Origin of the sequence: Bartonella pachyuromydis (assembly GCF_039543065.1) — a bacterium.
Classification (GTDB): domain Bacteria; phylum Pseudomonadota; class Alphaproteobacteria; order Rhizobiales; family Rhizobiaceae; genus Bartonella; species Bartonella pachyuromydis.
In genome coordinates, this window is record NZ_BAABJA010000002.1 from 23,186 (window position 1) to 39,534 (window position 16,349).

Annotated in this window: 15 protein-coding genes; 1 reads left to right on the plus strand and 14 read right to left on the minus strand. The window is 38.7% G+C overall.

The genetic code is table 11. The annotated features are described in order from the left end of the window. Positions 1-60: 60 nt before the first annotated feature. The 14 genes from ABD917_RS01965 to tpiA all read right to left on the minus strand — a co-directional run bounded on the left by ABD917_RS01965 (position 61) and on the right by tpiA (position 13,992). Positions 61-522: a type II toxin-antitoxin system RatA family toxin gene (locus tag ABD917_RS01965; RefSeq protein ID WP_345118415.1), complete on the minus strand. Its 462-nt coding sequence runs from the start codon at positions 520-522 to the stop codon at positions 61-63. A 2-nt stretch (positions 523-524) separates the two neighbouring features. Continuing rightward, on the minus strand, positions 525-1,487 hold the full coding sequence (gene lipA, locus ABD917_RS01970; protein WP_345118416.1) for a lipoyl synthase: 963 nt from the start codon (positions 1,485-1,487) through the stop codon (positions 525-527). A 72-nt stretch (positions 1,488-1,559) separates the two neighbouring features. Beyond that, positions 1,560-3,020: a dihydrolipoyl dehydrogenase gene (gene lpdA / locus ABD917_RS01975; RefSeq protein ID WP_345118417.1), complete on the minus strand. Its 1,461-nt coding sequence runs from the start codon at positions 3,018-3,020 to the stop codon at positions 1,560-1,562. A 221-nt stretch (positions 3,021-3,241) separates the two neighbouring features. Continuing rightward, the gene (locus ABD917_RS01980) at positions 3,242-4,567 is read right to left on the minus strand and encodes a pyruvate dehydrogenase complex dihydrolipoamide acetyltransferase (protein WP_345118418.1); all 1,326 of its coding nucleotides are present in this window, start codon (positions 4,565-4,567) and stop codon (positions 3,242-3,244) included. 14 nt (positions 4,568-4,581) lie between these two features. Further along, complete coding sequence (locus ABD917_RS01985) at positions 4,582-5,955, minus strand: pyruvate dehydrogenase complex E1 component subunit beta (protein WP_345118419.1); 1,374 nt, start codon at positions 5,953-5,955, stop codon at positions 4,582-4,584. 16 nt (positions 5,956-5,971) lie between these two features. Continuing rightward, positions 5,972-7,012 (minus strand): pyruvate dehydrogenase (acetyl-transferring) E1 component subunit alpha, encoded by a 1,041-nt coding sequence (pdhA, locus tag ABD917_RS01990; protein WP_345118420.1) that lies wholly within the window; start codon positions 7,010-7,012, stop codon positions 5,972-5,974. Positions 7,013-7,159: 147 nt separating this feature from the next. After that, a complete protein-coding gene (locus ABD917_RS01995; RefSeq protein WP_345118421.1) occupies positions 7,160-7,471 on the minus strand; it encodes an FtsB family cell division protein in 312 nt (103 codons plus the stop codon). A gap of 180 nt (positions 7,472-7,651) precedes the next feature. Next, complete coding sequence (locus ABD917_RS02000; RefSeq protein ID WP_345118422.1) at positions 7,652-7,804, minus strand: hypothetical protein; 153 nt, start codon at positions 7,802-7,804, stop codon at positions 7,652-7,654. Between the two features lie 399 nt (positions 7,805-8,203). Continuing rightward, the gene (locus ABD917_RS02005) at positions 8,204-8,611 is read right to left on the minus strand and encodes a TM2 domain-containing protein (RefSeq protein WP_345118423.1); all 408 of its coding nucleotides are present in this window, start codon (positions 8,609-8,611) and stop codon (positions 8,204-8,206) included. A 95-nt stretch (positions 8,612-8,706) separates the two neighbouring features. Continuing rightward, the gene (gene eno, locus ABD917_RS02010) at positions 8,707-9,975 is read right to left on the minus strand and encodes a phosphopyruvate hydratase (protein WP_345118424.1); all 1,269 of its coding nucleotides are present in this window, start codon (positions 9,973-9,975) and stop codon (positions 8,707-8,709) included. 77 nt (positions 9,976-10,052) lie between these two features. Continuing rightward, complete coding sequence (kdsA, locus tag ABD917_RS02015) at positions 10,053-10,898, minus strand: 3-deoxy-8-phosphooctulonate synthase (protein ID WP_345118425.1); 846 nt, start codon at positions 10,896-10,898, stop codon at positions 10,053-10,055. Positions 10,899-10,934: 36 nt separating this feature from the next. Next, positions 10,935-12,563 (minus strand): CTP synthase, encoded by a 1,629-nt coding sequence (pyrG, locus tag ABD917_RS02020; RefSeq protein ID WP_345118426.1) that lies wholly within the window; start codon positions 12,561-12,563, stop codon positions 10,935-10,937. Positions 12,564-12,690: 127 nt separating this feature from the next. After that, the gene (gene secG, locus ABD917_RS02025) at positions 12,691-13,146 is read right to left on the minus strand and encodes a preprotein translocase subunit SecG (protein WP_345118427.1); all 456 of its coding nucleotides are present in this window, start codon (positions 13,144-13,146) and stop codon (positions 12,691-12,693) included. Positions 13,147-13,227: 81 nt separating this feature from the next. Then, on the minus strand, positions 13,228-13,992 hold the full coding sequence (gene tpiA, locus ABD917_RS02030; protein WP_345118428.1) for a triose-phosphate isomerase: 765 nt from the start codon (positions 13,990-13,992) through the stop codon (positions 13,228-13,230). Positions 13,993-14,145: 153 nt separating this feature from the next. Between tpiA and ABD917_RS02035 the strand changes: the two genes are divergently transcribed. Further along, positions 14,146-16,035 carry a peptidyl-prolyl cis-trans isomerase gene (locus ABD917_RS02035; protein WP_345118429.1) on the plus strand — a complete coding sequence of 630 codons (1,890 nt, stop codon included), beginning with the start codon at positions 14,146-14,148 and terminating at the stop codon, positions 16,033-16,035. The last annotated feature ends 314 nt before the right edge of the window (positions 16,036-16,349 follow it).

A 16,349-nucleotide genomic window follows, 5' to 3' on the forward strand; every position in this document is an offset into this window, starting at 1 on the left:
ACAAATGCAGTAACTATATGATATGCAGCCAGTATTATGCAAAAATATCAACTGAATGAATTATGTTATCGGAGATCCATAAATTTGATGTGCACGCATTTCGAAAGCATCGGTAAATCTGTGAAAAGCAATGTCAAACATTGAGCCCATCACCAACTTAAGCATTTTACTTTTGAATTCATAATCAATAAAAAATTCTACATTACATGAATTGGTGTTCTCAATATCATGAAAGGCCCAACGGTTTTCAAGGTATTTGAATGGACCATCAATATATTTAACCTCTATAAGATTTTTCTTCGGCTGAAGAAATACTTGGGTCGTGAAATTTTCTCGAATAACTTTATAACCAACAATCATATCAGCAAGAAGCAATGTTTTTTCTTCACATTCTTTGCGAGAACGGATTATTAAAGCCTCACACATTGGTACGAATTCAGGATAGCGTTCAATATCTGCGACAAGATCAAACATTTCACGGGCACTATGGGCAATCTGCCGATGTGTTGTAAAAGTCGGCATAACTATCTCTGTAAGGCAAATTTCTCATCACGCGCCTTTTGCAAAATCGCAAAATCATCACCTGCATGATGTGATGAACGGGTCAAAGGATTGGAAGCCATATGTAAAAAACCCTTCACTTTACCAATCTTGGCAAAAGACTCAAACTCTTCAGGAGCTACAAAACGAATAACTGGATGATGCTTTCGTGTAGGCTGCAAATACTGCCCAATTGTCATAAAGTCAACATCAGCAGAGCGTAAATCATCCATCAATTGAAGAATTTCATTTCGTTCTTCTCCAAGTCCAACCATAATTCCTGACTTTGTAAAAATCGTTGGATCAAGTTCTTTCACGCGCTGCAAAAGACGAATCGAATGAAAATAACGCGCTCCTGGACGAACCTTTAAATATTTAGAAGGAACTGTCTCTAAATTATGATTAAAAACATCAGGTTTAGCAGAAACAACAATTTCCAAAGCTCCATCCTTATGACGAAAATCAGGTGTGAGGACTTCAATTGTTGTCTTGGGGGCTTTACGACGAATTGCATAAATAACTTTCGCAAAATGCTCAGCACCACCATCAGCAAGATCATCCCGATCAACCGATGTAATAACAACGTGTTTTAATTCCATCCGTGCAACAGCATCTGCCACGCGTTCTGGCTCATTCTCATCAACAGCAAGTGGAATACCTGTTGCAACGTTGCAAAACGCGCATGCCCGCGTACATATTTCACCCAAAATCATAAAGCTGGCATGACGCTGGCTCCAACATTCACCAATATTGGGACAACCTGCTTCTTCACATACGGTTACGAGTTTATGAGCACGTACAATAGCATGCGTTTCCTTATATACCTGTGATGTTGGTGCTCTTACACGAATCCAATCTGGTTTTTTTTGAATGTTTGTATCTGGACGATGTGCTTTCTCAGGATGACGCAAACGTCTATTCGTAACTCTATCAACAACCGTAACCATTTAAGCCTTTGCCTTATCAATATGGAACGCCAATGAAAAATTAAACACAAAGTTTTTCATACAATCCAGTCATCAAGCATTCAAAACTTGACCATAAGCATCCAATACACTTTCTTTCATCATTTCCGACAATGTCGGATGTGGAAAGACAGTATGCATCAATTCTTCCTCGGTTGTTTCCAAATTCATAGCAATGACAAAACCTTGTATCAGTTCTGTGACCTCTGCCCCTACCATATGTGCACCAAGAAGCTGCCCCGTCTTCTTATCAAAAATAGTTTTCACTAGTCCTTGATCTTCACCCAAAGCAATCGCTTTGCCATTCGCTGAAAAGGAATAACGACCAATACGTATATCATAACCTGCTTCTTTTGCTGCTGCCTCCGAAAGCCCTACGGAAGCAACTTGCGGTGTACAATATGTACAGCCTGGAATTTTTCTTTTATCAAGCGGATGAACATTCTCCAAACCTGCAAGACGCTCAATGCATATCACACCTTCTTCTTCTGCTTTATGTGCTAACATAGGTGGACCAGCGACATCACCAATAGCATAGATACCCTCTACACCTGTCCAACTCCACTCATCGGTCAAAATGCATCCACGATCAGTTTTTATACCTAATGTTTCTAGTCCCAAATTTTCAATATTACCCTGAACCCCAACAGCTGAAATCAATCGATCAGCTGTAATCATTTCTGTCTTACCTTTCACATCAATATGTGCAGTAAGAGAATCAGTAGCTTTTGCAACCTTTGTTACTTTTGCTTGGCTAAGAATGCGAATACCTCTTCTCTCCAACTGTTTACGAGCAAATGTGGAGATTTCGATATCTTCAGCCGGCATGATGTGAGGCATCATTTCAACAACAGTGACCTCTGCTCCCATATCATGATAAAAAGAGGCAAACTCAATGCCAATTGCCCCAGACCCCATGACCAAAAGTGATTTCGGTATCGTGTGTGGAATCATCGCTTCAAAATAAGTCCAAATGCGCTTTCCATCTGGTTCAATACCAGGAAGGATACAAGGACGTGCACCCGTTGCAATAATAACATGTTTTGCTTGATAAATCCCTTCTCCTAATGTGCCTTTAGGCACTGGATTTTGCGGTTGCATAATCGGTTTAGAAGACGCAGAAACCAAAATTTCTGCGAGCTGATTTCCTTTTGCGGCCTTGGTAAGTTTTGCTTCACCCCAAATAATATCAATTTTGTTTTTTTTCATCAAAAAACCAACGCCAGCATTTAAACGTCCTGAAACTGTGCGCGAACGCGCCACAACATCTTTTATATTTACTTCAATGGAACCATTAAGCTTTAAACCATAATTTTTCGCATGTTCTGTAAAATGTTTTATTTCTGCTGAACGCAAAAGTGCTTTTGTTGGAATACAGCCCCAATTTAAGCAAATCCCACCTAAATGCTCACGTTCCACAATCGCAGTCCTGAAACCACATTGTGCCGCACGAATTGCGGTTACATATCCGCCAGGTCCAGATCCAATTACAATTACATCATAAAGATTTACCACAGTAATCCCTCCATGGATATATACAAAACGGATACATATTCTTTGAGCTTAAAACTAAAAAAACAATATGACAAAATTTTCTTATGTCCTTCACTCTAAGCTTCACATAAAACGCCTTTACAAAATCAGCAGTAATACCACTCTTCAAACTCTTTAAATCCGCTTTTACCATTTAACATATCACGCATACAAACAATTTATGCGAAGCACTTTTAAATAGCTCAAATGAGCATTGTTAATGGATTCTCAATCATCTTCTTAAAAGTTCGTGCAAGCTCTGCTGCTAGTGCACCATCCACAGCACGATGATCAACGGAAAGTGTAACAGACATGATGCTCGCAATCCCTAATGTACCACTTTTAACAATGGCACGTTGCTCACCTGCACCAACAGCAAAAATCGTCGCATGAGGCGGATTAAGAATAGCAGAAAAACTTTTTACACCATACATCCCCATATTTGATACAGCCGTCGTCCCTCCCTGATATTCTTCCATTTTTAACTTGCGCTCACGTGCACGTTTTGCAAAATCCTTCATCTCATTAGAAATCATTGATAAAGATTTTTCCTCTGCATGGCGAACAATTGGTGTAATTAATCCCTCTGGAACAGAAACAGCCACTCCAACATCACAATATTTATGATGCAGTATTCCACCTTCAAGCCAAGAAACATTAGCATCGGGAAGAGCTTTCAAAGAAAGTGCTACAGCTTTAATAACCATATCATTAACGGAAAGCTTATAAGCAGGCTTAGACCCGTCTTGCGTTTTAATCATTGGTGCAGCAGCATTCAATTGCGCACGCAGTTCTAATAAGGCATCGAGCTCACAGTCCACTGTCACATAAAAATGCGGTACGGTCTGTTTTGATTCAACCAAACGTTTGGCGATTGTTTTACGCATATTATTATGAGATGTGAATGTGTATTCGTCCTCTTTGAAGAGCTTCAGTATCTGTTCGTCAGATGAACCTACCCCAGCCAAGGGGCTAGTTTGTGATGGAGAAGTTATTAAAATATCACCACTCATGGCTTTTTCTACATCGCGTTTGATAATACGTCCGTGGGGACCACTGCCAGAAACAGCTGATAAATCAAGACCAGCTTGAGCTGCTAATCGCCGCGCCAAAGGAGAAGCAAAAAGACGCCTATCCTTTTTATCCTGCTGTATTATTTGCTGAACCGATGACACATGAGATATTTGTGTCGTCTTTGAATCCGTCTGTTTTGAACCCTCTGATCCCTTAATTGCAAAAGAAGAAGAACTTTCTTCTGCAATTTTGACCGCATCAGCTAAATCTTCATCTTCTTCTGCTAAAATGATAATTAAACTATTTACTTTGACGCCTTGCGTTCCAGCAGGAATGACAATTTTGGCAACTGTTCCCTCATCAACAGCTTCTACTTCCATTGTTGCTTTATCTGTCTCAATTTCAGCAATAACATCACCACAAGAAACTTTATCTCCTACCTTCACATTCCATTTTGATAAATTTCCCTCTTCCATTGTTGGAGAAAGCGCAGGCATGGTAATTTTAATGGGCATAGTGCTTTCCTCCATTATGCTCTATAAGTCACAGCCTTAACGGCTTCAACAATTTCAGAAGTGCTAGGCAAAGCTAACTTTTCAAGATTCGCAGCATAAGGCATCGGAACATCTTTCCCAGAAATGGTAGCAATTGGCGCATCAAGATAATCAAAAGCCTGTTGCATAACACGTGTTGCTATTTCTGTTCCAACAGATGACTGAGGATACCCCTCCTCAATGGTTACCAAGCGACCTGTCTTTTTGACTGAAGAAATAATTGTTGGAAGATCCATCGGACGAATAGTTCGTAAATCAATTAATTCAACATCAATACCAAGTTTTTCAATTTCTGGCAACGCTTGAACCGCATAATGCATACCAATCCCACAAGCAACAATCGTGACATCTTGTCCCAATTTATGGATACGCGCTTTCCCGATGGGTAAAATAAAATCATCTATTTGAGGAACATCAAACTGATGACCATATAAAATCTCGTTTTCAAGGAAAATCACGGGATTGTCATCACGAATAGCAGCTTTTAGTAATCCCTTTGCATCGGCAGCACTGTAAGGCATAACAACTTTAAGACCTGGAACATGACTATACCAAGCAGCATAACACTGAGAATGTTGAGCGCCAACGCGCGCAGCCGCACCATTAGGACCACGAAAAACCATAGGAGCAGTCATTTGTCCACCAGACATGTAGCGGGTTTTCGCTGCAGAGTTAATAATTTGATCAATCGCCTGCATGGCAAAATTAAATGTCATAAACTCGACAATGGGACGCAATCCCCCAAAAGCAGCACCAACAGCCAATCCTGCAAAACCATGTTCTGTAATTGGTGTATCAATAACGCGACGTGCACCAAATTCTTCCAATAAACCTTGACTAACCTTATAAGCACCTTGATATTGCGCTACCTCTTCCCCCATGAGGAAAACCTTTTCATCACGCCGCATTTCTTCAGACATAGCCTGATTAAGTGCTTCGCGCACCGTCATTGTAATCATTTTTGTCCCCGCTGGAATATCAAAATCAGGAAGAGTACTCAAAAGAGGAAGTTGTGGCACTGAAGAAGAAAAAGAAGAAGTATCGTTCTCCATTTTTTTATGCATACTCAGAGAATCATCCGTTTGTGAAATGTCCTCAACAGTTTCACCTTCTTCTAATAATACTGCAATAACGGTGTTAACCTTTACACCTTCAGAACCTTCAGGCACACAAATTTTACCAAGAATACCTTCGTCGACAGCCTCTACTTCCATCATAGCTTTATCTGTTTCAATCTCAGCAATAATATCACCAGAGCTCACTTTATCGCCTTCTTTCTTGAGCCATTTAGATAATTTACCTTCTTCCATGGTTGGTGAAAGCGCAGGCATCAAAATATCAATAGACATACTTGCTTCCCTCGCATCAAACTAAAACATCAGTATAGAGCTCAGAAGCATCTGGCTCTTGATCAAGTTGTGCAAAATCTGCCGCATCCGCAACAATTGCACGTACCTCTTTATCAATAGATTTTAAATCGTCTTCACTGGCAAAACCCTGTTCAAGAATCCGATTCTTTACTTGATCAATAGGATCGTGTTCTTCTTTTATTTTTTGAACCTCTTCTTTTGAGCGATATTTTGCTGGATCAGACATGGAGTGACCACGATAACGATAAGTTTGCATATCGAGAATAATTGGTCCTTTTCCTGAGCGTGCCCAAGAAATCGCTTCATCAGCAGCCCCTCTTACTGCTCGAATATCCATACCGTCAACAACAATACCTGGAATTTCAAAAGAAAGACCACGACGAGAAAAATCAGTTTCTGCCGATGCACGCGCAACGGATGTTCCCATAGCATACTGATTATTTTCAATAATATAAATAACAGGAAGCTTCCAAAGCGAAGCCATATTAAAACTTTCGTAAACCTGTCCCTGATTGGCAGCACCATCACCAAAATATACCAATGTCACATTGTCTTTACCAAGGTACTGATTCGAAAATGCTAACCCAGAGCCAATTGGAACTTGGGCACCAACAATGCCATGCCCACCATAAAAATTCTTTTCTTTTGAAAACATATGCATCGATCCCCCTTTCCCCTTAGAAAAGCCACCCCGACGCCCCGTTAATTCTGCCATGACACCACGAGGGCTCATACCAACCGCCAACATATGTCCATGATCACGGTAAGACGTGATAACCTGATCACCTTCTTTTGCAGCCTGCAATGTTCCAATAACAACAGCTTCTTGCCCAATATAGAGATGACAAAACCCACCAATAAACCCCATACCATAAAGCTGCCCCGCCTTTTCTTCAAAGCGACGAATTAAAAGCATCTCACGATAAGCATCAATTTCTTCTTTTTTTGTAAAATGCGCTATTGGTGCTCTCTTTGTGGCGTTTGATAATGCAGTGTGCACCACTGATGCAGAACCTTTTTTAGATTTTTCTGCCATACTAAACTCCCTTTTATGATTGTTTAGGAATAACCGTTACGAACAAAAGTTACAAGCATTATCAATCAGCTCAAATGCTATCACAGACAGTTGTTTTAAAATATTTTTTAAAACTGAGTGACTTTCCATTGAATTTTAACATCATTTTCAAGGTGTTAGGATTGTTAGCTCATTTGGCTTGGAAAAATTTAAATTTTTCCGAATATACTCATCTAACATATCTTTTTCAATGTGCCCGTTACGTAAAAGAGCAATACGCTTTTCGATAGACATCCGCTCAGATTCTACTTTATGAAGTTCTTCTTCTAATTCTACAATATATTGATTAACTTCACTGCGCGAATACAATCCATACTCACCATGGTAAATATGATAACTGAAATAGCTCAACACTCCCACCGTCATAATTGGGAGCACAAGGCGCACTTTGGCTGATCTGCGTTTCTGCTTTGTCCACATATAATAGCACAGTCTTTATAGAAAAATCTTCTTAATATCTTGCCCGACTATGCATAATTTTGATTAATACCTCATTACTAAATCTACAACGTGCAAATGATTTGTTATTATATGCTGAGCGACCACGCCATAATAAAGCTATGCCATATTATCTACTTTTATATTAATATTCGCTCTTCACTAATTTGTGACTCTATTCCCATCTTTGTCAGTAAATTTTCCTGTTAAAATAAATATAAGATCAATGACGTGCCAAATCAAAGTCACAGCCAACTCAATAACTGATAGAGACAGAATAAGCATTAAAACACCCGTTCCAACTTTACCAACCATGAAGCGATGAATCCCCAATAAACCAAAAAAATCAACAAACAATCGCCACTATCGCTTGTGGTTGTTCTGATGGTTGTTGGCCCAAAAGAGGAACACAAGCTGTACTCACAAAATAAACATGACAATGAAAATAGCTTAAAATTTCTCCCAATGACCTTAAATTTCCCACCGCTATAAAATAATAGTACAAAACACACTAACTGATTTGCACTATTACCTTATTCATATAAAATATGCAAAATTTTTCTCTACATTCTTATGTCAATTGTGCATAATTTTCTTAATATCTTAACAAAGATACACACTAAAGCGATTTTTTTACTACGCATTTGATACATTTACTGTAAAAAAGTAAATAATATTATTTGCTCTTTATATTTTATTTGTAATGAAAAATTTCTACCAACGTGTAATTTGCTTCCCATCTTTGTCAGTAAATTTTCCTGCGATAATGACTATAAAGTCAACAATTGTCCAAATCCCTGTAATCATCAAGCCCACAAGTGTTAAAGAGAGAACAAGCATTAAAGCACCAGTTTTCACTTTACCAACCATAAAACGATGAACACCAAATACACCAGAGACCCAACAAATGAGCGATAACATTGGCTTTGAAGGCTCTGTATCTTGCTGTAACAATGGAAAAACAGAATTAACATTATCCCCTTCACAGACAAAATCAATGTTATCACCTACTCTTGGTGGATTTTTTCCTAGCCAATCCCAAGTCGCAAATTGATAACGCCTACCATCATCCCCAGAAACGAGATAAGTTCCCTGATCTTGACTGATAATTATACCTCTCATCTTTTAACACCTATAAAATCTTTGCCCCCCTTTCTCCCACAATTAAACTTACAATCCCAATGATATCATAATTTCAAATTTTATGTTCATCACGATCAACGATGCAAACGACCAGCATAATATGCCTGATTACCTAGCATTTCTTCAATACGAATGAGTTGATTATATTTTGCTAATCTGTCTGAGCGTGCAAGTGAACCCGTTTTAATCTGTCCACAATTCGTTGCAACAGCAAGATCTGCAATAAAAGAATCTTCTGTTTCACCTGAACGATGAGATATAATGGCACGATAACCTGCTTTATGCGCTGTTTCTACAGCATTAAGCGTTTCACTCAACGTACCAATCTGATTTACTTTGATAAGAATAGAATTGGCGGCTCCCATTTTGATACCATCGCGCAAACGTGTAGAATTTGTTACAAATAAATCATCTCCAACAAGCTGACATTTTGCACCAATCGAATTCGTAAGTAACTTCCAACCTTGCCAATCATCCTCAGCCATCCCATCCTCAATGGTAATAATGGGATAAGTTTCAACAAGTCGCGCTAAATAATCTACCTGTTCCCCCACATCACGACATTTACTCTCACCTTTATAAAAATACGAACCATCTTTATAAAATTCGGTTGCAGCACAATCTAAACCAAGAGCAATCTGTTCACCTGCTTGATATCCACACGCTACAATAGATTCCATAATGAAATCAATTGCCTGTTCTGCGCTTTTAAACTGTGGCGCAAAACCACCTTCATCACCAACATTGGTATTATGACCTGCGTCTTGTAAGCGTTTTTTTAAGGTATGAAAAATTTCAGCACCATAGCGGATGGCTTCTTTCACTGTAGGCGCTCCTACAGGAATAATCATAAATTCTTGAAAATCAATCGGGTTATCAGCATGAACACCACCGTTAATAATATTCATCATAGGTGTGGGAAGAACATGCGCATGTGCACCACCAATATAACGATATAAAGGCAAACTTAATGAATTTGCTGCCGCTTTTGCAACTGCCAATGAAACACCCAGAAGTGCATTCGCACCAAGACGCGCTTTGTTTGGTGTGCCATCCAAAGCAATCATTGCTTTATCAATGGCGATTTGATCTTTCGCATCTCGTCCACCAAGTTCTTCAAGAATTTCGCCATTTATTGCAGAGACCGCTTTCTCAACACCCTTTCCTTGATAACGCATACCACCATCACGAAGCTCAATAGCTTCATGAGTACCTGTTGATGCACCAGAGGGAACAAGAGCACGGCCAAAAGCTCCATCTTCCAAATGAACATCAACTTCTACCGTTGGATTCCCTCGGCTATCAAGCACTTCACGTCCAATAATATCGACAATTATAGTCATGTGCGTTTCCTCATCCAACAAAACCCTCGATTTATTTTTAACACCATAATGATGCAACATCCCCTATAATTGTATATTTAATTAACCCTTTTGGATAAATAATCAAATTCCATTAAAGTCTCAAGCAATCTTTGTAGATGCTCAATTTTAACCATATTAGGTCCATCAGAAGGTGCATTATCGGGATCTTGATGCGTTTCTAAAAAAATACCTGCCACCCCAACCGAAACAGCAGCGCGCGCCAAAACTTCAACAAATTGACGCTGTCCACCAGATGAATCGCCTTGACCACCTGGTTCTTGAACAGAATGTGTTGCATCAAAGATAACAGGAGCACCAAATGAACGTAGAATAGGTAATGAACGCATGTCAGAAATAAGCCTGTTATAACCAAATGAGGTTCCTCGCTCACAAAGCATAACATTTGGATTACCACTTTGTGTGACTTTTCTTAAAACATTTTTCATATCCCACGGCGCTAAAAACTGACCTTTTTTAATATTGATAACACGTCCCGTTTTAGCTGCTGCTATCAAAAGATCTGTTTGACGACATAAAAAAGCAGGGATTTGCAAAATATCTACTGTGGAAGCAACAATTGTGCATTGCTCTTCTGTATGCACATCAGTCAAGATCGGACAATCAAATTCTTTTTTCAAATCAGAAAAAATAGCCATGGCTTTTTCAAGACCAACGCCACGTGCCGCGTTCAAAGATGTCCTGTTGGCTTTATCGTAACTTGACTTATAAACAAACCCGATACCAACTTGATCGGTAATTGTTTTAATTCGGCCAGCCATTTCAAAAGCATGGTCTCTACTTTCTATCTGACATGGTCCTGCAATTAATGAAAAATGTGTTTCATTTGAAAAAACAACATTTCCAACTTTTACAAGAGCATTTGGGGCAGCTGGTTCAGACATTTTATCCCTCAAAAAGCAAATAACTTCATTTATCAACTAAACCAATCGACTTTGTTCTACAGTGGCTTCAATAAAAGAAGAAAAAAGTGGATGTGGATCAAATGGACGTGATTTTAACTCTGGATGATATTGAACACCAATAAACCATGGATGATCTGTATATTCTACTGCTTCTGGTAAAATACCATCAGGAGACATACCAGAAAAAATCAAACCACACTGTTCTAGCGTATCTTTATAATCAATATTCACCTCATAGCGATGACGATGCCGTTCATAAATCCTTGTCATCCCATAAATTTTGGCAATTTGACTCTTTTCTTTTAACTCAGCAGCAAAAGCACCAAGGCGCATGGTACCACCAAGGTTACCACATTGTGCACGTTTCTCAAGAACATCCCCTTTGAGCCATTCCCTCATCAAACCTACAATCGGATTTTCGGTTTCACAAAGTTCACTTGATGAAGCATTCTCAATCTGTGCAATATTGCGCGCAACTTCTATACAAGCTAATTGCATGCCAAAACAAATGCCGAAAAACGGAACTTTATGTTCCCTAGCAAATTGAATTGCGCGAATCTTTCCTTCTGCACCACGCGCCCCAAAAGCACCAGGAACCAAAATCCCATGCACTTTGTGTAACGCGGATGTAGGATCTTCTTTTTCAAAAAGCTCCGCATCAAGCCACTCAATATTAACCTTTACTTTATTGGCTAAACCACCATGGGCAATTGCTTCTGTAAGGGATTTATAAGCATCCTTTAATCCGATATATTTTCCAACAACGGCAATTGTCACTTCCCCTTCAGGATGATGCATTCTATGTGTAATATCTTCCCAACGCTCCATTTTTGGCTTAGGTGTTGGTTCCATGCCAAAAGCAGAAAGAACTTCTGAATCTAACCCTTCTTTATGATATGCTATGGGAACATCATAAATTGTTGGCATATCCAATGCTTGAATAACAGCATTCTGACGAACATTACAAAAAAGTGATAATTTACTTCGCTCTGTTTCTGGAATAGGTCGATCTGCACGCACCAACAAAATATCAGGTGCAATACCAATTGATTGTAATTCTTTAACAGAATGTTGTGTTGGTTTGGTTTTTAATTCACCCGCCGAAGGAATATAAGGCATTAATGTCAGGTGTAGATAAACAACATTATGGCTTGGTAACTCATTATGAAGCTGACGAATCGCTTCTAAAAAAGGCATCGCTTCAATGTCACCAACCGTTCCTCCTATTTCACACAAAACAAAGTCAAATTCTTCGTTCCCGCTAGTAATAAATTTCTTAATTTCATCGGTAACATGAGGAATAACCTGAACGGTTGCCCCTAAATAATCACCGCGTCGTTCTCGCTCAATGATATTACGATAAATACGCCCTGTTGTGATATTATCTTGGCTATTTGCAGAACGCCCAGTAAAACGCTCATAATGGCCAAGGTCAAGATCCGTTTCTGCTCCATCGTCAGTCACAAATACCTCACCATGTTGATAAGGTGACATCGTACCTGGATCAACATTCAAATAAGGATCAAGTTTACGAAGCCTTACACGGTACCCACGAGCTTGTAATAACGCAGCTAACGCTGCCGCAGCGATGCCCTTTCCAAGAGAAGAAACCACACCACCAGTAATAAAAATATAACGTGCCATGGGCTTATGGTGATAAGCAGTTTATAACAATTTTTCCAGCAAAAAATGCAACAATAAACTGTTTTCTTCTCTAAAATAAAAAAGGTGAAAAAATCACCTTTTAAAAATTTATCTTCTTTTGAAAAAACTACTTTGTATCACTTTCTGGTATCGGACTTTCAAGGGCCGGTGGTACAGGATTTTCTGTTGCAGGATTTGTAGGCTGCTTTTGCTCTTGAGTCGGCGTTGAAACACCTCCTAGCTGTTCAAGAATAGAAGGTTGAGATTTATCATCCGATGATGGTGCTGTTTCTGGCGTTCCTTTATTTGTAGAGTTTTGTTCTAAATTCGCCGGAATACGCTTGAGAATATCAGAACTGGAATTTGATATATTACTCACTACGGTAAGGCCTATGGACGCTGCAAAAAAACAACATGCCAAAATAGCGGTCAAACGCGTTAATGGATTCTTAGATCCACGTGTTCTCATTAACCCAGAACCACTATTTGCAGTAAGACCGCCTCCCTCTGAAGGTTGAATTAAGATAACACCAACCAAAAGTATAACGATCAAAAAATGGATAATAATAAGTACTGTTTGCATAAATCCTGCTCTTCAAATAACTTTTCATGGCTATTTACACGTAAATAACGCATAATCCAAGGGGAAACCAAGATTCTTCTGTTATAATTTACGATAAACATCGCAAATAGTTAAAAACTCAGTTGCTTTTAAGCTTGCTCCACCTATCAAAGCACCATTAACATGATCAGTACTCAAAAGCTCAAAAGCATTAGATGGCTTTACTGATCCCCCATAGAGCAATCGCATCTTGTTCCCTTCATTACCAAAACGAGAATGCATTTTATCACGAATAAAATTATGCACTTGCGCTACATCGGCCGCAGTAGCCGTATTGCCCGTACCTATAGCCCATATAGGCTCATAAGCGATAATGATATTCTCTGCGGTTGCATCATCTGGCAAAGAACCATCAAGCTGGCGTGTGAGAATATCCAAGACTTTGTTATTTTTGCGCTCCTCCAATGTTTCACCAATACAAACAAGAGCAACAAGGCCCGCTCGCCACGCCGCTTGCACTTTTGCACAAATAATTGCATCATTTTCTTGGTAAACTGTGCGACGTTCCGAATGCCCAATAATGACATGACTTGCTCCTGCTTCTTTTAGCATAAAAGCTGAAATATCTCCAGTATAAGGTCCATGATCATCAAAATGACAATTTTGCCCCCCTAAAAGGAGGGTTTCACCACCCAATGCATCAGAAGCACGTGATAAAAGTGTTGCGGGAACACAAATAAGTGCTTCAAATAAACGGCCTAAATCAGAGCTCACGCCAGCCGCAATGGCACGCAATTCTCCAAGTGATTCACCTGTTCCATTCATTTTCCAATTTCCAGCGATAAACGGCCGAATATTTGGAGACATATTTTCACCTCAAAAACTATCACAACACATTATTTGTCTTTAGGTACCAAATTATAAAATGAAAGCAAGTCTTTAAGCTTGCATCTTTTATTTCTTTATTGCAAATTCCATCACTGCTTTGATAGTAATTCATGTTAAAAATGGAATTGAACGATGCTTGACGTCTTAAGAAATGCTGCAAATTCTTGGGTTTCTAGAATTTTCCTTGCTATTTTGCTCTTATGTTTCATCCTTTTGTGGGGAATACCACAATTACACACAAAGAGGGAAAAAGACCTTATTACTTCTGGAAAATCCACAATAACTGTTGATGATTATCGTCTTTCACTGGTTGATCAAAGCACACGTTTAGCGCTTGCATCTCATATTGGACGAATGTTTACACCAAATGAAATGCAGCAATATAAAATCCCCGCTTTTGTTTTTAATAAATTACAACACGATGTACTGTTTGATGAACAGGTACGTAAAATGAAAATTAGTCTTTCAAAAGATGCAATAGCTCGTATTTTGAGTGCTGATAATATGTTTCAAACAAATGGTATCTTTGATCAAAATTTGTTTCGTAATTATCTTAAGCAGTTACGTGTTAGCGAAAGTAATTTTCTTGATTATTACACGCAAAACGAAAAGCGTAACCAGCTCATTTCGGCTTCGTTGTCTGGAATGAAGGCTCCAAACCTCTTCTATAAAGCCCTTGCTCTTTATCAAGGAGAAACCCGTACTGCTGATTATCTCGTTATTGATTTAAAAGAAAAAGGAACAATTTCTAACCCTGATCAAGAAACATTGCAAAAGTGGTTTGAAGCACATAAAAATGAGTTTCGTGCTCCCGAATACCGTACTGTTTCTTTGTTATCTATGACATCATCTGATATTGTGAAACCTGAAAATATTTCGGAAGATGAAACTAAAGCTTATTATACTCAAAATACTTCACGTTTTATGATTCCTGAAAAACGTACCATTGAAGAATTGCGATTCCCTACCCGCGAAGCTGCCGATAATGCAGCAAAAAAAATAGCTGATGGATTGAGTTTTGAGGCGTTAGTTGAAGCTGAGCACAAAACTCTTAGTGAGATAAAAAAAGGGCCTTTCACAGAAAGTGAACTCCCTAGTCATCTAGCATCTGATGTTTTTGAACTTAAACAAGGCCAAATCAGTGCTATAATCAATGATTTACAAGGTCCTGTTATCGTTCGCGTCATACATATTGAACCTTCAGTCTCTCTTCCTTTTGAAAAGGCCGAAAAAAATATTCGACAAACACTTGCCCAAAGTCGTGCTATAGATATCATGCGTAATAATTATACAGCGATTGAAAATGCCCGTTTTGAAGGCGCTTCTCTTAAAGAACTTGCTGATCAATATAAATTATCTCTTCGGACAATCACTCTTGATAAAACAGGAAAAACAATCGAAGGTACAATAATCACTGATTTACCCCAAAAAGATGTTGTACTAAATGCCATTTATCAAGCAAATGAAGGAGTCGACCTTGATCCTCTTTTTCTTCAAAAAGATGGCTATCTCTGGTATAGGGTAGATAAAATCATCCCCGCCCGCGATAGAACACTTGAAGAAACCAAGAAAGATGTTCTTTCTCAATGGAAAAGTGAAGAAATTCAACGCCTGCTTGACGAAAAAGCCCAAAGTGCTCTCAAACAACTCACTGAAGGGAAAAGTCTTATTTCTCTTGCCCATACACTTGGTGTCATAAAACAAACAACACAAGCTCTACGACGCCAAGATCCATCTGAAATTTTGGGTCTTGAAGGTGTTAAAGCATTATTTTCTGCTCCAAAAGGTCATTATGGCATAGTAAAAGGTCCAGTTACAACAAACCGTATTGTATATCAAATAAAGACTGTAACCATGCCTCAAGATATCACTCCTAATACCCTCTTACCTCATATTCGTGCTAATATAGATATGATGATAAGAGAAGATCTAAAGTTAGAAATGTTACAAGTTGCCAATAAAGAGCACCCTTTGGAAATTAATCGCACTAATTATCAGCAAATCTTTAATACTCTCCAATAAAATGGAGTGAGTCATTTGTATTTTTACGTGATAAAAAGATAATCACAGATTCTTTTGTATGTAAGAAAGAAAAAGAGGTTTTTCGTAGTGTCAGAACGAATAATATCTGTAAAAATATAAAGTTTTCTGTGAACTTGTGCATCTATGGAAAAGAAGTGAGGATGATTTTGAGTATCGCGTCCTCACGACAAAAGAAGACGTACTCCACACAAACTTGTTCTATGAATATCCTCATAATAAACATAATCCTTTATAGCTTTATAATTTGTACATGCGCTGTCTGTCTCCAACCACAGATTTTTCTATAAACTTTA